Origin of the sequence: Rhizobium sp. NZLR1b, from assembly GCF_019685155.1 — a bacterium.
Classification (GTDB): Bacteria; Pseudomonadota; Alphaproteobacteria; order Rhizobiales; family Rhizobiaceae; genus Rhizobium.
In genome coordinates this window covers 1-18,119 of the sequence record NZ_JABDWC010000025.1, presented here as the reverse complement: position 1 = coordinate 18,119, position 18,119 = coordinate 1, and the positions used below count along the sequence as shown (strand labels likewise).

The 18,119-nt window shown below is 59.4% G+C and carries 19 protein-coding genes; 6 read left to right on the top strand and 13 right to left on the bottom strand.

The genetic code is table 11. The features are described 5' to 3' along the window. Positions 1–4: 4 nt before the first annotated feature. From HJB84_RS27080 to paoC, 3 genes are all read left to right on the top strand, one after another. Positions 5–433 carry a hypothetical protein gene (locus HJB84_RS27080; RefSeq protein ID WP_221117415.1) on the top strand — a complete coding sequence of 143 codons (429 nt, stop codon included), beginning with the start codon at positions 5–7 and terminating at the stop codon, positions 431–433. Next, positions 378–1,022, top strand: a complete 645-nt coding sequence (locus HJB84_RS27075) for an amidohydrolase family protein (RefSeq protein ID WP_259671183.1) — start codon at positions 378–380, stop codon at positions 1,020–1,022. The genes HJB84_RS27080 and HJB84_RS27075 overlap by 56 nt, the downstream gene beginning before the upstream one ends. A gap of 214 nt (positions 1,023–1,236) precedes the next feature. Then, complete coding sequence (gene paoC / locus HJB84_RS27070; protein ID WP_221117414.1) at positions 1,237–3,447, top strand: aldehyde oxidoreductase molybdenum-binding subunit PaoC; 2,211 nt, start codon at positions 1,237–1,239, stop codon at positions 3,445–3,447. Positions 3,448–3,577: 130 nt separating this feature from the next. Here paoC and HJB84_RS27065 read toward each other — a convergent pair whose 3' ends face one another. The 6 genes from HJB84_RS27065 to HJB84_RS27040 all read right to left on the bottom strand — a co-directional run bounded on the left by HJB84_RS27065 (position 3,578) and on the right by HJB84_RS27040 (position 8,868). Then, positions 3,578–4,630 carry an alpha/beta hydrolase gene (locus HJB84_RS27065; RefSeq protein ID WP_221117413.1) on the bottom strand — a complete coding sequence of 351 codons (1,053 nt, stop codon included), beginning with the start codon at positions 4,628–4,630 and terminating at the stop codon, positions 3,578–3,580. Between the two features lie 78 nt (positions 4,631–4,708). Then, positions 4,709–5,041 carry a cupin domain-containing protein gene (locus HJB84_RS27060; protein WP_221117412.1) on the bottom strand — a complete coding sequence of 111 codons (333 nt, stop codon included), beginning with the start codon at positions 5,039–5,041 and terminating at the stop codon, positions 4,709–4,711. 9 nt (positions 5,042–5,050) lie between these two features. Continuing rightward, a complete protein-coding gene (locus HJB84_RS27055) occupies positions 5,051–6,055 on the bottom strand; it encodes a zinc-binding alcohol dehydrogenase family protein (RefSeq protein WP_221117411.1) in 1,005 nt (334 codons plus the stop codon). Positions 6,056–6,088: 33 nt separating this feature from the next. Next, positions 6,089–6,967: a 3-keto-5-aminohexanoate cleavage protein gene (locus tag HJB84_RS27050; RefSeq protein ID WP_221117410.1), complete on the bottom strand. Its 879-nt coding sequence runs from the start codon at positions 6,965–6,967 to the stop codon at positions 6,089–6,091. Next, complete coding sequence (locus tag HJB84_RS27045) at positions 6,967–7,728, bottom strand: SDR family NAD(P)-dependent oxidoreductase (RefSeq protein ID WP_221117409.1); 762 nt, start codon at positions 7,726–7,728, stop codon at positions 6,967–6,969. The genes HJB84_RS27050 and HJB84_RS27045 overlap by 1 nt, the downstream gene beginning before the upstream one ends. A gap of 213 nt (positions 7,729–7,941) precedes the next feature. Then, entirely contained in the window at positions 7,942–8,868 is a 927-nt protein-coding gene (locus HJB84_RS27040) for a dioxygenase (RefSeq protein ID WP_221117476.1), read from the bottom strand. A 474-nt stretch (positions 8,869–9,342) separates the two neighbouring features. On the opposite strand from HJB84_RS27040, the gene HJB84_RS27035 reads away from it, so the two are divergent. Further along, on the top strand, positions 9,343–10,365 hold the full coding sequence (locus HJB84_RS27035; RefSeq protein WP_221117408.1) for a LacI family DNA-binding transcriptional regulator: 1,023 nt from the start codon (positions 9,343–9,345) through the stop codon (positions 10,363–10,365). A 283-nt stretch (positions 10,366–10,648) separates the two neighbouring features. Here HJB84_RS27035 and HJB84_RS27030 read toward each other — a convergent pair whose 3' ends face one another. From HJB84_RS27030 to HJB84_RS27010, 5 genes are all read right to left on the bottom strand, one after another. Then, a complete protein-coding gene (locus HJB84_RS27030) occupies positions 10,649–11,605 on the bottom strand; it encodes an alpha/beta fold hydrolase (protein WP_221117407.1) in 957 nt (318 codons plus the stop codon). Positions 11,606–11,710: 105 nt separating this feature from the next. Further along, the gene (locus tag HJB84_RS27025) at positions 11,711–12,796 is read right to left on the bottom strand and encodes an ABC transporter substrate-binding protein (RefSeq protein WP_221117406.1); all 1,086 of its coding nucleotides are present in this window, start codon (positions 12,794–12,796) and stop codon (positions 11,711–11,713) included. Between the two features lie 40 nt (positions 12,797–12,836). Beyond that, the gene (locus HJB84_RS27020) at positions 12,837–13,715 is read right to left on the bottom strand and encodes an ABC transporter permease (protein ID WP_221117405.1); all 879 of its coding nucleotides are present in this window, start codon (positions 13,713–13,715) and stop codon (positions 12,837–12,839) included. Beyond that, a complete protein-coding gene (locus HJB84_RS27015) occupies positions 13,712–14,566 on the bottom strand; it encodes an ABC transporter ATP-binding protein (RefSeq protein WP_221117404.1) in 855 nt (284 codons plus the stop codon). Before HJB84_RS27015 ends, HJB84_RS27020 begins: the two co-directional genes overlap by 4 nt. Before the next feature lie 709 nt (positions 14,567–15,275). Then, positions 15,276–16,445 (bottom strand): serine hydrolase, encoded by a 1,170-nt coding sequence (locus HJB84_RS27010; protein WP_221117403.1) that lies wholly within the window; start codon positions 16,443–16,445, stop codon positions 15,276–15,278. Between the two features lie 98 nt (positions 16,446–16,543). Here HJB84_RS27010 and HJB84_RS27005 point away from each other — a divergent pair, with 98 nt between their 5' ends. After that, positions 16,544–17,428: a LysR substrate-binding domain-containing protein gene (locus tag HJB84_RS27005; RefSeq protein WP_221117402.1), complete on the top strand. Its 885-nt coding sequence runs from the start codon at positions 16,544–16,546 to the stop codon at positions 17,426–17,428. Positions 17,429–17,542: 114 nt separating this feature from the next. On the opposite strand, the gene HJB84_RS27000 is transcribed toward HJB84_RS27005, so the two are convergent. Then, positions 17,543–17,749, bottom strand: a complete 207-nt coding sequence (locus HJB84_RS27000) for a sensor histidine kinase (RefSeq protein ID WP_311044134.1) — start codon at positions 17,747–17,749, stop codon at positions 17,543–17,545. 37 nt (positions 17,750–17,786) lie between these two features. On the opposite strand from HJB84_RS27000, the gene HJB84_RS26995 reads away from it, so the two are divergent. Continuing rightward, positions 17,787–17,963 (top strand): zinc-ribbon domain-containing protein, encoded by a 177-nt coding sequence (locus HJB84_RS26995; RefSeq protein ID WP_221117401.1) that lies wholly within the window; start codon positions 17,787–17,789, stop codon positions 17,961–17,963. Here HJB84_RS26995 and HJB84_RS26990 read toward each other — a convergent pair. Further along, positions 17,926–18,119, bottom strand: a 194-nt coding sequence (locus tag HJB84_RS26990) for an SDR family oxidoreductase (RefSeq protein ID WP_221117400.1), incomplete at its 5' end; no start/stop codon positions are given. The two genes, HJB84_RS26995 and HJB84_RS26990, sit on opposite strands and share 38 nt — an antisense overlap.

Below are 18,119 nucleotides of genomic sequence, written 5' to 3'. Positions count from 1 at the left end.
AGAGATGCAGTTCAGCCCTGGCGACGTGGTGGAGATTTCGACCCCGGAGGGTTTGGCCTATGTACAGGTCACCCACACGCATGCCGCCTATCCGGAAGTCGTGCGTATCCTGCCCGGCTTCCATCAGGAGCGTCCCGCACTTGCCGCCGTCCCGTCCGCAAAGACCCGTAGCGTGGTGATGATACCGCTCGGCGGTGCGCTGGAACATGGAAAGATCGACGGCGCGAAGATCGGGACGGCCGAAATTCCAAAACCGGACAAGAAGTTCCCGACCTTCAAGATGCCGATCCGCGGCAAGAATGGTGAAATCGTCTATTGGTGGCTTTGGGAAGGAGACGGCCTGGCCTATACACTGGCAGACGATCCGCGCCTTCAACATGCCTCGCCGCGGGAAGTGCCGACGCTGCAGGACTTTTTGTCCATGCTGGGCTGACCGCGTCTGCGCCAACGCCGCAGAGCTCAATGTCCCACTTCTGATTCACCCGCAGATCCCGCAGACAAGCATTCGCGACACCTATTATGCGGGCTTCGGCGCGCCCATCGATCTCGCCTTGTCGACGTTTGCCCTCGGATGGCATTTCGAGGCAGGCATCCAGTTCGTGCGTCTGATCCTGGGGGGCGTCTTTGACCGTCACCCGAACCTCCAGGTCATCCTCGGGCACTGGGGTGAGCTGGTGCTGTTTTATCTCGAGCAGCTCGTCATATTGGATCGGGTGTCCAAACTCCAGCGGCCATTCCTCGACTATGTCCGCAACAATCTCTATCTGACGGCCAGCGGCATGTTCAGCCCCGCCTATTTGCGGCAGGCGATCATACCGTCGGCGTGGACCGCATCCTGTTCTCGACAGACTACCCATACCGATATCGCCCCGGAGGCGATGCGCGGCGATTTGTCGAAGATCTGGAGCTCGATGCAGCCGACAGGGCGAAGTTCGCGCATGCGAACTGGGAGCGCCTCACCGCAGGCCGCTTGCGCGCCTGATCTCGGCAGGAAGCTCTCGTTTCGTGAGGCAGACTCATAAGGCCTTGCAATTTGCAGCCGCTAATCCTTTCCGATGCGTGACCCATTTACTCACGTGAGCGATCCACTGCTTCGCCCCTGAGCACCGGTCCCAGCATCGACTATTCCGGCTGACGGACTGCTGATGGCGCGAAGCCGCGAGTCAAGAACCCGTTCGAGCTGTTGTTGGTGGAGCGGACGCTCAGCGACGTGATAGCGCAAGCGAGGACTGATCCATGAAGTTCGACACACCTGCAGAACCGAACCCGATTGACCGGATGACCGTCGTCGGCCAGCCTCACAACCGCTTCGAGGCAGAGCTCAAGACGACTGGGACGGCGACTTACGCCTACGAATATCACAACTTGGCACCGAATGCTGCCTACGGCTATATCCTTGGCGCGGCAATTGCCAAGGGCCGGATCTTATCGATCGACACCCGGCGCGCCGAGGCCGCGCCCGGCGTGCTGGCGGTCATTACTCACCGCAATGCCGGTCCGCTTGGTGTCGGAAAATTTTATGTTCAGCGCATGTTGGCTGCCCCTGATGTCGATCACTACCATCAGCCTGTTGCAGTCGTGGTCGCCGAAACCTTCGAACAGGCACGCGCGGCTTCCTCGCTGATCCGCGTCGACGATGCCCGCAGCCCGGGCCGCTTCGATCTCGTCGAGCAACTGGACAGCGCGCCGGTTGCACCGCAGATGGAGTTTGGGGGGCCGACCGAGACGCAGGTCGGAGACTTCGACCAGGCTTTCGCAGCCGCGGAGGTGAAGGTTGACGAGACCTATACTGTTCCCGACCAGGCGCATGCGATGATGGAGCCGCATGCGACGATCGCGACCTGGGATGGCGATCGAGTGACGTGTTGGACCACAATTCAGCAGATGAATTTGGGAACCCGCGATCTCGGACTCATTCTCGGCATTCCGCGCGAAAACATTCGGCTGATCTCACCCTTCATCGGCGGCGGCTTCGGCGGCAAGGGCACGGTGCAGTCAGATCTGGTGCTGGCGGCCGTTGCCGCGCGAATGGTGCGGCGACCGGTGAAGATCGCGCTTCAACGTCCGATAATGTTCAACAATACGATCCATCGGCCGAAGACGATCCAACGGATCCGGCTCGGCGCCTCGCGCGACGGCAAGCTGACGGCGGTCGGGCATGAGAGCTGGTCGGGCAATCTCGCCGGCGGCCGCACCGAGCCGACCACCCTTTCGACACGGTCGCTCTACGCCGGGGCGAACCGGATGACAGCTGCCCGGCTTGCGACGCTCGACCTGGCCGAGGGCAATGCCATGCGTGCGCCGGGAGAGGCGCCCGGTTTGATGGCGCTCGAGATTGCCATGGACGAGATGGCCGAAAAGCTCGGCATGGATCCGGTCGAGTTCCGCATCCTGAACGATACCCAGGTCGATCCGGAAAATGCCGATCGGCCTTTTTCCTCGCGTCCCTTCGTCGAATGCCTGCGCACGGGCGCCGAACGCTTCGGATGGAGCATGCGTAAATCTCAGACAGGTCAAGTCCGCGACGGTGACTGGTTGATCGGCATGGGCATGGCGGGTGCGGTCCGCGGAGCACCGATTTCAAAGGCCGCAGCGCGGGTGCGTCTCGATCGCCAGGGCATGCTGACGGTCGAGACCGATATGACGGACCTCGGCACCGGCAGCTACACGATCGTGCAGCAAACGGCGGCCGAGATGATGGGGCTGCCGGTTGAGCGCGTGGTGGCAAAGCTCGGGGATTCGAGCTTTCCGGAGACGCCGGGATCTGGAGGACAGCAGGGTGCGCCTTCGGTTACCGCAGGCGTCTACGCTGCCTGCACGAAGCTGCGGGCGGTGGTCGCCCAGCGTCTGGGCTTCAACGCCACAGAGGCTGAGTTCATTGGCGGTGAGGTTCGGTCCGGAAATCGAAAGGCGCTGCTCGCCAGCGCTGCCGCCGATGGCGATCTCGTCGCCGAAGACGTCATGGAATTCGGCGATCTGGCGAAGCGCTTCGCGATCCAGACCTTCGGGGCGCATTTTTCCGAGGTCGGCGTCGACGTCTATACCGGCGAAATTCGCGTTCGCCGCATGCTCGCCGTATGCACCGCCGGCCGCATCCTCAACCCCAAGACGGCGCGCAGCCAGGTGATCGGCGGGATGACAATGGGCATCGGGGCGGCCCTGATGGAAGAGATGGTGGTCGATAAGAGATCCGGCTTCTTCGTCAATCATGATCTCGCCGGCTATGAGGTTCCGGTCCACGCCGACATCCCTCATCTCGAGGCCGTGCTCCTCGACGAAATAGATCCAGCGATATCGCTGGTGAAAGCGAAAGGCGTCGGGGAACTGGGACTGACCGGTGTTGCGCCGGCCGTCGCAAATGCGGTCTACAACGCAACCGGCGTGCGGGTGCGGCAATATCCGATCACACTGGAGAAGTTTATCGACCGGATGCCTCATCGCGAATGATCATCGAAACCATCCTTCCACAAACAAGACTCATATTCGTCCGTGCTGCCATCGCAAAGATGTACCGTATCGGTCCTGCATAGCTTACGAGGCTCGTCGGTCCGGGCGGAAAGGGCTATATCGTCGATCGTCATGCCTGGAACCGCTCCGCCAGCCAGTCCGCAACCAGTGGCCGATACATCCAAGGAATGTTGTTGCAGACATGGTTTCCGGCCGCGATAATCTGCAGTTCTTTGTCAGCCCTGCAGATGTCCGCACATTTTTCCGCCTCTGATGGAGGAAAGATCGTATCGCGACCGCCGTGCACGATCAGCGCCGGGACTGCCGGACCATCAGCGCCGCGCAGAGTAAAGCGGCGAGCTTGCTCAACGACATCGGTTCCGCCGAGCGCGAAGGTCATGTTGTCCTGATAGACATTCGGTAGTGTCGGCCAGAGCGCGCCGAGATCATAAAAGCCGTTGATGGAGACAACGGCGGCAAGCCCATCCAGCGCCGCCGCGGCGCGGAGCGCCAAGAAGCCGCCGAAGGCCATGCCTACCAGGCCGACAGCATCCGACAAGCCGGGCTTTCCCTTGACTGTCACTATCGCCGCGGCAAGTGCCGGAGCAATGTCGGGCCGTAGAGGGCCGTGCGAACGTCCCTCCCCCTGTCCCGGCCCGTCGAACGACAACGTTGCGATGCCGCGGCTTAGGAAATGCCGTTCGAACGCCGGAAACTCCTCCTTGGTGGAATCCGAGCCCGGGACGATGATCGCAAGGGGGTGAGGGTCCAATCCATGCGGCCGGCGGAGATAGGCCCGCAGGGAGCCGTCCTCGAACGGCACCTCGACCAATTCGCCGGGGTGTTCGAACAGCGGCGCCGCCTTTCTGAAGACTGCGACCTTGCGCGCAGCCGCAGCGTACTTTGATTCGAGATCGTCAAAGGCCATGAACTGCCCGAAATGATAAAACAGGCTGGCACGAGCGAAGGATTCGCCGGCGGTAACTGTGCGCCCGCGAGCGAGAGCTTCTTCGCCCATCTCGGCGTGCCGGCCGCCCTCATCGCTCCAGGCTTTGAGCCAATTTTCCCAACTGCCTGCTTTTTCTATCACCGCTTTAGCCGTAGCGGAGGGAATACCGGCGACCTCAATCCGAGGCAACCAGTGTTTTACCACGCTCAGTAATCTGCTCTCAGTCTCGGTCATCCTATTGTCCTTCCAGGGTCGATGGGCACAGGTCGATCGCCTTAAGTTCCAGCGGACGGGATTTTGATTTCTAACGCTTCAGATCGGCATCGCCAGAAGAATCGATGCCGGCGCATTGGTGCGGTTGACCAAGGCGCGCGCCTCGCCCGGCGCCAGCCGGCAACTGTCGAGCACGCCGAGCGTCACGGCGACATCGATAGTTTCGATGGTCACCTCCCCGGCGACGACGATGTAGATTTTCTCGACGGCTGCACCTTTGAGCGAGGTGCGACCGCCCGGCAGAAGATGCGACAAGCCGATCCAGATCGTATCGGTCGTTGTCGCCTCCTTGCCTTGCAGGCGCAGGCAGAGCATGTCGAAGTGTTCTGGCGCCTCGTAGGGACTGGCTTCACTGTAACGGGTGACCTGCATGACGCTCCCTTACGGCTTGAGCAAAACCCGTTCGGGTGTGCCCCGCAACACCGAAGCGTAGGCCTTCGCCGCGTCATCAAGACCGTAGCAGCAGGCAGGATTGATCGGGAACGGCCTGAGCAACCCCTCCTCGAACTTCAGCTTGAGCCTGTCGAATATCCGCGCGCCGTCAACGGAGGACAAGGCGAGCGTATCGATGCCGATATATCTGTGCCGACCGCGGAAGAAATTGAAAATGTCGAAAGGCACGGCGCGGTCGAATGTCGAGATGAAGACCTGGCGCGCCTGCTTGGCCATCGCCTTGTTGGCGATCTCGAAATAGGGGCTGCCGACAGTATTGAAAACGATGTCGGCACCGTGGCCATCGGTCATGTCGCGGACGATTGCCGCAACATCGTCAACAGCGCTGTTCAGCATGGTGACCGGTCCGTTGGTGGGGCCCATCAATGGCTGGTCTTTGTATTCGACGGCAAAGACCTTTGCCCCGGCCATCGTCGCGAGCTGGATCGCCGCCTGTCCGACCTTGCCGTTGCCGCCGCAAACCAGCACGACATCGGTCGGCTGGGCGCCGCCTGCCTCGCGCAGGCCCTCATAGGCGGTGATGAACGGTACGCCGACCGACCCGGCCTCCTCCATTGAGAAGTTCTTCGGCTTTGCACGCACGGCTTTCTGGTCGAGAACCATCCATTTGCCGTGGCTACCATCCTGGCTGATACCGAGTTCGCCACCCCCACCCCAGATTTCCAGGCCGATCATGTGCGACGGCCCCTCGCGTACGATACCGCCGAAATCACGTCCCGGTATGCGGGGCCAGATGGCATGCGGCATATGGCCGAGCGACGCCTTGACGTCGCTGGGGTTGACGCCGGCCGCCACAATCTCGATCAAAACCTGGCCGGGTCCGGGACGCGGGACCGGCACCTCGACGATCTCGATCAGAAGGTTGTCGAGATCCGGCGATCTCTCGGAAACCCTGAGAGCACTGCCGGTCCTGGTGTCTGCTTGAATGTTCATCTTCTTCAATCTCCTTTGCTCCCGCCGCGCCGCTTAAGCCGCAAGCCCCAGCATTTCCCTGGCTTCCGATGGGCCGGCGATCTGCCCGCCGAGTTTTTCGATGAGGTCGCGGACGCGTTCCACCAGTTCGCCATTGCCTTTCGCCAGCACGCCCTTGGCGAGATACGAATTGTCCTCGAGGCCGACGCGGACATGCCCGCCGAGCAGATAGGCCTGAACAGCCATCGGAAACGACATCCGGCCAACGCCGAAGCCCGTCCAGACAGCATCGTGTGGCAACATTCGTGCGGCAGTCGCCATGACATCGGTCGTGGCGGGAAAACCGTATTTGACGCCAGTGACGATGGTGAACATCGCCGGTGACCTCAGCACGCCCGCCTTCATCATATCCTGCGCCAGGACGATGTGGCCGGTATCGAAGACCTCGAGCTCCGGCTTGGACCCGGCTTCATTGATCAGGTCGGCCATGATCTTCACGTTGCCGGGTGTGTTGATGACCACCTCGTTGCCGAAGGTCATGGTGTTGAGGTCGAGGGTGGCGATGTCCGGCTTCAGCGCGACGATGTGCTCGACGCGTTTTTCGGGCCGCATCAGCGTCGTTCGCGGGCCGGCCACCGCCGGATTTTCATCGCTTGGATGGTAGCGTCCTCCGGGACCGGTGGTGACGTTGAGGATCAGGGCAGTGTTCCTGGCCCGGATCCTGTCGACCACTTCGCGGTAAAGCTTCAACTCCATCGATGGCCTCGTCGTTTCGGGGTCACGCACATGGATATGGGCTATAGCGGCCCCGGCATCCGCCGCCTCAAGGCAGGCATTGGCAATCTCCTGCGGCGTCACCGGCAGGCCGGGGTGGTTTTCCCGCGTCGTCAGGTTGCCGGTGACGGCGCAGGTGATGATGACTTTCGGCTGCATTACAGGTGCCTCCCGCCATCAACGATGATCCGGCTGCCAGTCGAGAATTTCAGGCCAGTTGCGCATGCGACAATTGCCTCAGCGACATCTGTCGCGCTTGTGATCCGTTTGAGCGGCGTGGTTGCAGCGACCTTGTCCGCAAACTCGGCGCCACGCCCAGGCACGAACTGCGTGTCGACCGCGCCGGGCGACACAGCCATCACGCGGATCTCAGGCGCTAGTGCTCGGCCCAACGAGTTGGTCATGATGTCGATCCCGGCCTTGGCACCGCAATAGGCGACGTTGGAGCCTATGCCCGTAAACGCGGCGATCGAAGAGACGTTGACGATCAACCCGTCACCACTCGCCTTGAGGGCCGGCGCGAACGCGCGAATCGTGGCAAAAACTCCGCGCCAATTATTGATAAAGATCCGGTCAATCATTTCGTCGCTAAGAGTATCGAGATCGGAATGGGCCACCTGTTCGGTGACGCCTGCCGTGTTGACCAAGATGTCCGTCCTGCCAAGCCTTGCCATCACCGCGTCCCTGAAGCTTTCAATGGTTGCGGTGCTTTCAATCGAAACCGGCGCGGTTATATGACCCTCGCCGGCAAGCTCGTTTGCGACTTTCTCAGCCCGTTGCTTGCCCAAACGATAACCGACGACCACCGTGGCGCCTGCATCGGCTAGCGTCCGGCAGGTTTCACGACCGATGCCGCCCGAGCCGCCGACCACGACGGCGACCTTGCCCTCGAGCGGACGAATTGAATGCTGTATGGTCATCGTTCAGTTCGTCCTTTCCGAGTGGGAGCGGGCCCTTAGCTCGCGGACGAAATCCTCCGTGATCAGCATGCCCTGTCGCGATGTCGGGGCGGTCACGTGAATGCGCGCCGCAAATTTTACAACCGGCAAGGAATCGGTCTCTGCTGGCGCTTTGGCTGGGATTGCAACGGGGGCGTGCGACATACTTACTCTCTTTGAAAAAAGTAAAGGCGATCATTTGATCGGTGGCTTTGGGAGCTCGGATACGCCGCGCTCCATCACAAACGTGTAGTCGAACACGAACCAGGGTCCCGTGACATCCGCGGCCGGAGGCACGCCCTCACCTTTGCGGTAATTGCCAATGAGGTGTTCGGTGACGCCAAACACCGCGTCGCTGCTCAAATACTGGTCACCACTTACAAAGACTTGCGTGATCAGGGTCTTGTAGCCCGACTTTAAGCAGAGAAAATGCAGATGGGCAGGGCGATAAGGATGACGATCCTGGGCCCGGAGCAAATCCCCCACAGGTCCGTCTGTGGGCACAGGATATCCGGACGGCTTCACTGACCGGAACCAGAAACACCCATCGGCATCGGTGGTAAACTTGCCGCGCAAGTTCATGTCTGCCTGGTTCGCGTCCTGATTTTCATAAAGACCAATTGGGGAGGCCTGCCAAACGTCGACTTCTACTTCGGCGAGCGGTTGGCCCTGAGTGTCGGTGACAAGGCACTTCGCGAAGAGCGCTGGTCCTGGCGTGTCGGACCTTACGATCGACCCGCCGTTCGGAGTCAAGGGCGAGTTCATGCGCCAGAACGGTCCAAGCAAAGCGGCGGCCGTCTCCGTCGCACCATTCTTTCCGTTGTTCAACAGGCAAACGAGAGTTGAAAACCCGATGGCATCGGAAAAAAGCACCGCTTCATTGTGGGAGGCGTGGCTGGCTTGTCCGATGCGATTCAACGCATCGATGCCGAGATGAAATTCTTCCTCCGTGAGACGAACATCGCGGGCGAATGCATGCATGTGACGGACGAAAGACGTCATCACCTCGCGCAGCCGCGCGTTGGGGGTGCGAGCCATAGCGTCGAGCACAACATTCGTTACCGAGCTTTCGTCCGTGATGACGTTCAAGTTCTTTCGAGGCGGAATAGCCGACGGCCTCATACTCATTGCGCTACCTCTCTTAGCCATATTGCTCCGATCCGAAATCCGGTTGCCGCTGTTACGTGCCGTCGAGCGGCCGTGGAATTGCGCCAACGGCGCAAATCCTACCGACCATCCGACATGGCTCGTGAACTTCAGAAATATCCTGCCTTGTCCTCCAACTGCTCGACACACAGTGTCCAACGAAGTTATGCAATCGATTGCGTTATACATGCATCCGCGGTGGCAAGCAAGCAAGATTGTTGCTTGCTGCCCCGAGGGCTCAGACTTGGTTTTTGTCTCGAGAAAGCAACTGCTGAGAGAGCTGCGCATATTGCCGAGGTGACGTCGAAGCCGCTGCGGACAGTCGATCTGCGATTTCATCGGCAAGGCAAAAGGCTCAGTGACGGCGTGTCTCTCCGACCACCCCAAGTGTTCAACCGAAGATGGAGTGAGCAGATTGCACTGACCACAGCCATCGCATAATGTGGCTGCATGAATGAAGCAGTCACGATCAAGGACGTTGCGAACGAACTCGGTGTTCATCCATCCACCGTGTCGCGAGCGCTCGACCCCGCAAAACGAGGCCTTGTCGGCAAGGACGTGGTTCAACGGGTCATCGAAACGGCGCAGCGGCTGGGATACACACCTGATGCCGCCGCCGCCACGCTACGCCGCGGCCGGTCGAAATTGATCGGAGTGATCGTACCGGACATCGCCAATCCAGTATTTTCGCCCATCATCGGAGGGTTGGAGAACGCATTGGCCGAGGTCGGATATGCGCTGATTGTGGCAGATCAACCGGCCGATGCGAAAAGCCGCCTGGATATCATTGAGACGCTCGTTGCCCGTCGCGTCGATGGGTTGGTGCTCGCCACCGCTGCGCTGATAGACGACGCGGTCGAACGCTGTATTCGTCGGGGCGTGCCGGTCGTGCTTGTGAACCGGGCTGAGGAAAGCGACCGTGCTCCATCGGTTGTCTCGGACGATGTCGAGGGCATGAAGCTGGCCGTCGAGCATCTGATTAGCCTTGGACATCAACGGATCATCCATCTCGCAGGTCCGAAGGCGCTGTCCACTGGGTCGCTAAGACGGAAGGGCTTCAAGTCAGCAATGAAAGCTGCCGGGCTTTCCCTCAGTCGTCACGCGATCGTGGAATCCACTGCCTTCACGCGCGCAGCTGGAGCTTTGGCTGCGGCGGAGCTCTTAAAGCGAAATCCGGATGCGACTGCTATTGTCGCGGCCAACGACTTGCTGGCTTTGGGAGCCTACGAGGCCCTGACAAGCGTGGGGCGCCGCTGTCCAGAGGATGTTTCGGTCGTCGGTCACAACGACATGCCGCTTGTGGATATGGTAAGTCCTGCGCTTACGAGTATCAGAATTAGCCATCGCGAGATGGGCGACGCGGCCGGGCGACTCCTCGTTGCGCTTATCAATGGGCAAGAGACGTCCGGCAGTAGAATCGTAATGCGCCCGACACTCATCATCCGTCAGTCGACTGCCAAGGCGTCAACGTGATGTGCTTGCGGCCGAACACGTTCGCGAAGCTCGGCCGCTTCTACGAGGATCAGTCAGCGTGACAAAATGCAGCTGACCATACGAGGCCAGGACTTGTCATATCCTGGCCTCGGAGACTTCCTGTAGCACCCGACTGTCAAGCAACATGCCGGTCTTATTTTCCAAAAGGAGTCTCGTCTGGCTGCCGGTGGGAAAGGTAACGTGGGTCTTCAAGCGACTGAACCCTGTCTCCGCGAAAAAGTGCTCAACGAGGTTCTCGCCACGGCGCGACGTGTCGCATCAATCAGTCGTTACGTGTCAAGAACCAACTGACGAGACTGTTGAAATCTCGCCATCGATCGATCCATAGAAAGTGATTTGCTTTGTCAAAAACGTAGAACTCCGCACCTTTCATCCGCTTGTACAAGGAAACGCCGTTGTCCAGACCTTTGACGGAGTTGTTACCCCATATGATGAGCGGTTGCTTGGTGAGCCGATCCATATGTTCGCTAATATGCATACCATCGACTTCATATTGTTCGACGTTCCGTCTTCCCCCATCAGACCAGAACTTCATCCATGGCTTCTCCCAAATGGGCATCCATTTGGTGCCAAGTTCGACACATCGATCGAGGAACGAGTCAGGTAGAATTGAGGCATCGTAGGTCATCGTGGAAAGCCAGCGGCGGATGCCCTCACGACTCATTTCAAGCCCGCTCCGGACCATCGTACCCGGCACGAAAGCATCGGAATACTTGGTGTCGACGCCTTTCGAGCCGACACCGCCTCCAGGAAGAGCCAGGCTGGCACTGTCGACCAGGATGAGTTCGGCGACGAGATCTGGTCGGCGCAATGCGACGTAAGCCGCTATCCAGGCGCCTTGCGATTGACCAAGAAGATGAACAGGCCCGACGTCAAGAGCTTCGATAAAAGCAAGCACATGCTCTGCCCGCACACGGATATGCCCAATATCGTCGATATCTCGTGGTGGCTCGGTGTCGCCGCCGCCCAGTTCATCGATCGCAAAAACGTGGAAACGTTCGCCGAGCGGGATAAGGTTCGGAAACCAACGGTCGCTCCCCAGACCGACCTGAATGTTTGCTCCATGGACGAGCACGAGCGGGCGGCTGGCTGCGGAGCCGGTTTCGCGGTAGTGAGTACGGTAGCCGTCTACCGTGATGAACTTGCTTTGCACCTTTCCCGGATGATCATAGATTGTCGTCCATCCCTGTGTGGTGTTCTGCACGAAGGCATCGGTCATGAAGCAGGCTCCCTTTTCAACTCTCATGCCGGCCGCGGCCTATTACCGCTCGACCGGCTTTCAAATATTCCTTGGCGCGCGCCGGTTTGCCGCGCGCCAAGTTGACTAAAGCGATGCGGGGCGCCGCGGCAGGCCGAGCGCGTCTTGCGCTGCCCATAGATATTTTAGATCGATATGATCACGCCAATTGACCTTCGCCGAGATGTCCCCGGCCTCCTTCAACTCCTCGATGAACGTCTCCATAACCTCGGCGCTGTCGAACCCTCCGTCAGGGCTGATCACGTCGAGCTCTTCTTTGTATTGTGCCTCGAACGCCGGTGGGATCTCGTAACCGGCATCGCGCATAATCTTGTATGCTTCGTCTTTGTTAGCGGGATCGAAGAGCCACTGCCTCGCGCGGATGTCGGCAACCATCCATGCAACGGCAGTATCCTCATTCGCGGCAAGCCATGGTGCCAGTGCAATGACTGCTTCCGATGGTGCCGGAACAAGTTCGTCATGGATGAATTTTCCGCCCGCATCCTCGACGCCAGCGCGATGTCGGGGAAAGAGGACCGCGGCGTCGACGGTGCCGGTGATAACGGCCATCTGTCGGGTATTGGAGGCGCCGGTCATGGGAACGATCTCGACGTCCTTGCTAGGATCGAGACCCATCTTGATCAGAATCTGTTTCAGTACCCATGTGTTGTGACCATCAAGCGCACCGCCGGAAACTTTCTTGCCTTTCAGATCTGCCGATGTGTTGATGCCTTTGCGTGCCGCAAGTATCCAACGCTCCCGCTGGCGGAAACAGCCGATGATCTTGATCGGCATATTGCTGGCGACAGCAGCCGACAGGGCCTTGTCGGTGTCGCTGTGGGTCATGTCGAGACTGTTGCTCACCAGGCCGGCAACGTATTCCTCGGTCATGGTGGCCTTCATATTGCTTATGCCCACCTCCTTGAAATAGCCCTTTACGGTACCGATCGTCGTCGGCCAGGCATCGGCATAGTTCGGGCTTATCTCGCCGTAGCGCAGCGTGCTCAGGTTGGCTTTTATATTGCCCAAGCTTGGGCCTGCGTTCTGCGCGAGTGCACCGCGGCCAGTGGCCAAGGCCAGCATGACGCCGACGGCACTGTAACCACCGCGTCTGAGCACGTCACGGCGTCGCAAGCCCACGCCCAGGGTTTCGCTATCGTTCATTTTTTTCATTCTCATTCCCTCCCATTTGTTCTCTGGTTTTAAAATCTCGTCAGAGGCTGTCGATGCGGCGCCATGGGGCGACATAGGATTCCAACCAGCGGGTCGCCTGGACAAGCCCCAGGGAGACCACCACCAACACGAAGAGGACGGAGTACATCAGCGACGAGTTGAAAGTGTCGGCCGCGCGTTTGATCAGATAGCCGAGACCGCTCGAGCCTCCGAAGATCTCGGCGATGACGACGCCCACAAGGCCGCGGCCGATTCCCTGCTGGACGCCAGCGATAATGAACGGCAGCGTAAAGGGAAGGACGACCTTGGTATACAGCTCCCAGCGGTTTGCTCCGAAAACCCTAGCGGCCGCCAAGAGCGACTTATCCGTCGTTTTTACTCCCGCCCACGAATTGATGATGATGGGAAAGATCGCCGACAGGACGACGATCGTCACCTGCAATTTCACGGTGAAACCAAGCAACAGGATGAACAGCGGCACGAGCGCCACGCGCGGAACAGAGGCAAGCGCCCAGATGTATGGACTAAGGATGGTCTCGACATATTTGTTGCCGCCCATGAGCAGTCCAGCCGGGATGCCCAACACGCATGCGATGACAAGCCCGATGCCGAGATTTCCCAATGTGAAGAACAGATGATCGCGGATACTCCCGGACACTGAGGCGCCCGGCGGTGCTGAGGTGGTCAGTCCCTGCCATAGCGCAGAGAACATGTCGCTCGCCTTGGGCAGGAAGAGCTCATTGACAAAGCCCATCCTCACGAAAGCTTCCCAGATGAGGAAAAAACAGGTTAGGTTAACTGCTGTTATGCCCCAAGCGCCGTAGCGCTTCCACAGCTCGCGAAACGACCATTTCGTCTTGGTGATACGATCCGGCGCATCGGTTGAGAGCACGGTTTTAGTCTCTCCACGCACACTCATCGCTTGCCTCCTCGAGAAGACTGTATTGCCTCTTCCTTGACCAGCCGCCAGATGTGATCGCGCAGCCTGGTGTATTCAGGCAGTGTCTTGACGTCGTCGTTGAAGCGCGGCCGCGGAAGGTTTACGTCAACCACTTCCTTAATTCGGCCGGGCCGATATGAGATCACCACGACACGGTCGCCCAGCATGATTGCCTCGTCGATCGAATGAGTGATAAAAACGACGGTCTGCTGCGTCTTGGCGACGAAACGCTCCATCTCGCTTTGCATGGCTTCGCGTGTCATGGCGTCGATGGCGGCAAAAGGCTCGTCCGCCAGAAGAATGTCCGGCTCGGAAACCAGTGCGCGAGCGATACCGACCCGCTGCTTCATCCCGCCAGACAATTCATAGGGAAAGGACTTTTCGAAACCCGTAAGATCGACGAGACTGATGTATCGACGTACACGCTCGTCCATCTCCTCCCGGGAAAGCCCGAGATTTTGAAACTCGAACGGCATACGGACATTCGATTCCACCGTCCGCCAGGGCATCAGCGCATAATCCTGAAAAACCATGGCGCGGTCAGGGCCGGGGCCCGTTACCTGCCGGCCATTGACACTGACGCTGCCCGCCCACGGTTTAACCAAGCCCGAGATGGCGTTGATAAAGGTTGTCTTCCCACAGCCGGATGGCCCGACCAATACGATGAACTCTCCACGATTGATCGTCAGATCGATGTCGCTCAGCGCAGTGAGTCTCTGCCGCTCACGGAAGAGCTCGTATCCCACGGTGAGTCCCTTGGAGACAATCACTGGACTGGCACGTGAAGTGCCCGGCTGCAGCGAGCGCAGCTTACTCTCCTTAACATTCATCGGCCTTGTTTCCTCCCGGACGAAGCGTTTCTCAACATCTAATGCAATCGATTGCGTAGATGCTAGTTCAATAAGATCATCGGTGCAAGCAGAGTTTGCGCGAAACGCAACGCACTCCTGCTGGAGCGGGCTGTCGTGGATTTTGACGAAATGTGAGCAACAGCGCAGCGACATCGGGGGTTACTCGAACTGAGCCTATCCATGCTATTTGCGGCAGGTAAGGGTTCTGCTTAGGTCGCTGTCATTTGAAGCTCGGGGCTTGCCAGCTGCAGGCGAAATCGGATCGGTCTCATAAGCCTACACGAAGGCTCCGAACAGGGCGTCGCTCATGGCGTCAGCACCGAATGAGCACCAAGAACTTGCGGCCAAGATCATGTTGCCCGATCTGGTGGCCGAAACCGGTCTTCAAAAACACCGAAGGAAGATTTCGGTCGCCTTGCACAGGGGAGCGGCGCGTCGCACCCATGCGCAGAACGAGATGCTGTCACTGCTTGAGAAGCGGCGGTCTAAAATACCGGCGGGGCGAAAACTGGAACGTGACGGCGTCGTGGTTGGGGATACGGCGAACCGGCGCCGTGCCGCGGCGCGGCGCCGGTTCAAAAAGTTCGAGACGACGCTCGTCGCGTTGGGATGGGTTGAAGCCGCTTCTATCTATATCCCTGCGTTTAGAATCGCTATTTTGAGCTTTCTAGCCGTCGTTGAGGCATGTCTACGAAAGAGGCATCGAGGCCGCCGCCGCGATGCTCTGCGCGAACCTTCCCGACATTCCCTCGTAAGCGGTGTTCGTCATGGAGACGACGCTTCTCTTCTTGGCGAAGTCGATACCCCACCAGTTGCCATAGGTTCCACCCCAGGAAACCGACCCGTTGCTCCATTGGCTACCGGTGGACGCCGGGTCGATGAGGACGGCACCCAGCCAGGAAAACCCCCACCCTGGGCCCATCGCTTGTGCCTCTGCGCCGACCCTTGGCTTCCTCGCCGCTTCACGCAGATCGTCGCCCAGGAAACTGCCGGTGCGATAGGCCTCAAGCAGCGCCAGCACATCGCGGGAGCGGCCGGCCATGCCCGCTCCGCCCGAGGGCCAGGCGGTAGCGTCTCGAATGCGATCCGGATCGAAGCGCACACCCGTCCCCTCGCTGTAACGCTGCGGCAACTCGACGCCGACGGCCATTCGCACCGGCGCCAGTTTGCCGTCGTGATAGGGGACGGCAAGGTCCTCTTCGGGCCAATGAAACGCCGCGCTCAGTTGCAGCGGCCCCGATGCCAGGGCGCTGATGGCGTCGTTAAGCGTCATGCCGGTGACGGCCTCGATCACGCCGCCTAAAACATCCGTCGCCACCGAATAGCGCCAGCCTTCGCCGGGAACCCGATCCAGCGGCACGCTGGCGATGCGGTCGAGATTTGCATCGAGGGACCCTCTACTCTCATCAAGACCATCCGACACTCCGGCGCGGGCATAAGGTCCATCCGCAGCTTGTTGGGAGCGGTAGTCCAAGGCGGCCGTATGCGTCATCAGATGACTGATCCTGATGTCGGCGATCGAGCTATTGGCAAGACGAGGCGCAAACTTCGGAAGGTACTTCGTCACCTTGTCTTCGGGCGACAAACGTCCGGCTTCTATCAACTTCAGCGTGGCCATGGTCGTGAAGGCCTTTGTCACAGAGGCGAAACGGAAGGGCGTCTCGATCTGCATCTGCCTGCCCGTCTCGCGATCAGCGTGGCCCCCTGCACGCTCGTAAACAAGCTTGCCATCTTCGGCGACCAGCACAACACAACCAGCGATGCGGCCCTCAACAAGTGCGTCCTCAATCGCAACATCAATTGCGCTCGCTAGGCTATTTTGCAGGCTATGTGACTTCGGGGCTAAATCTTCGGTCATGGGTCACTCCAGGTTACAAGGATGTTTCCTAGATATTCCACCTTGATCGTGAAGTTGAGTTGGGCCATGCTTCAAAGGCCATGAAGCAGAGATTAACGATGGGAAACGACCTTTTCTCGCTGCTGCCCACGTTTCGCATGGTCGCAACGACAGGCGGCTTTACCGCCGCCTCTGGCCGACTGGGGATAACGCCGTCTGCCGTGTCGCAGAAAATCCGGCAGATCGAATCCATTGTCGGAACCCGGCTCTTCGAGCGGACAAGCCGCAGCGTCCGGCTGACGGAGGCGGGTCGCCGTCTTCTGCAAGACACAGACCGAGCTTTCAGCGATATCGCGGACGCACTCGACCGGGTTCGGACTGTTGAGAAGCGCCCCGCAGGCAATTTGCGGATCAATCTGTCACGGCTGGCGGCTCAGGTCTGCATCTTGCCGCGGCTGGCTGCTTTCGTCCGGCACTATCCGGACATCGCAGTCGAACTGGCAACAGATGATCGATTGACCGATATCGTTGCCGGCGGCTTCGACGCGGGCGTTCGATTTGCAGATACCCTGGAGATGGACATGATCGCTCGTGCCATCGGTCCAGTTCTACGCCGCTCGGTGCTGGCCTCGCGCTCTTACGTCGAAGCCGCCGGCATCCCCCAGCATCCCAATGATCTCGCAAGCCACCAGCTTATCCGCTACAGGTTTCCAGCGAGCCAGCGATTGGTGCCGTTGACCTTCAATATCGACGGTCAGGTATTGCGTCTTGATCCGTCACCACGACTGGTGTTCGATGACAATCACCACTTCGACTTCGCAGTTCGCTCGGGCCTGGGGATCGCCCAACTCTTTAGAGAGACGGAAATACCTGCCATCGAAGCAGGTGAATTGGTCGAACTCCTCACAGAATTTGAGCCGCGTCCCATCCAGTTCCAGCTATATTTTCCTAAACGGGCTCAGTCGCCAAAACTTCGAGCATTCATTGAGTGGTTTTGTGGTTAGTTCGGATGGCACTGTGGGAACTGACCGTTCGTGGCCAGTTCATTCTCCGGCCAGTGACCCGTTCGACGATGATGATACAATTCTGCCTGATTCCGAAAGCAAGGAACTTCAGGATCAACGCTGCTTTGCGTGATACAATCTATTCTCGCTGCAGATGGATTGCGACAATCGCCCCCCGCCCGACCGATTCGCAAGCTCGAGATGTCCTCCATGAGCGGCCGCTATATCTCGCACGACCGAGAGCCCGAGCCCAGTTCCGCCAGTTGCGCGCGAGCGCGACGGATCGCCCCGCCAAAAGGGATTGACCGCGACGGCCTGCATATCCTCAGGAAAGCCGGGACCACGATCGAGGAACCGGATGACGACGTTTCCATCCGGCAGCTGCTCCGTTTGCGGACAGGCCGTCCAGTTCGACAATCGCGAGTGCATCAATTGCGGCCATCTCCTTGGTTTCGTCCCGGAGCGCATGGCAATGGAACCTCCCCATCGCGCCAGCCTCAGTAGCCGCCGACGATCGGCAGGATTTCACCAGTGATGTAGCTCGACATCTGGGGTGACGCGAGGAACACGTAGGCCGGAGCAATTTCCTCGGGCTGGGCTGCCCTCTTCATCGGCGTCTGGCTGCCGAACTTCGCGACGTCCTCGGCCTGCTTGTCAGAAGGATTGAGAGGCGTCCAGACCGGTCCTGGCG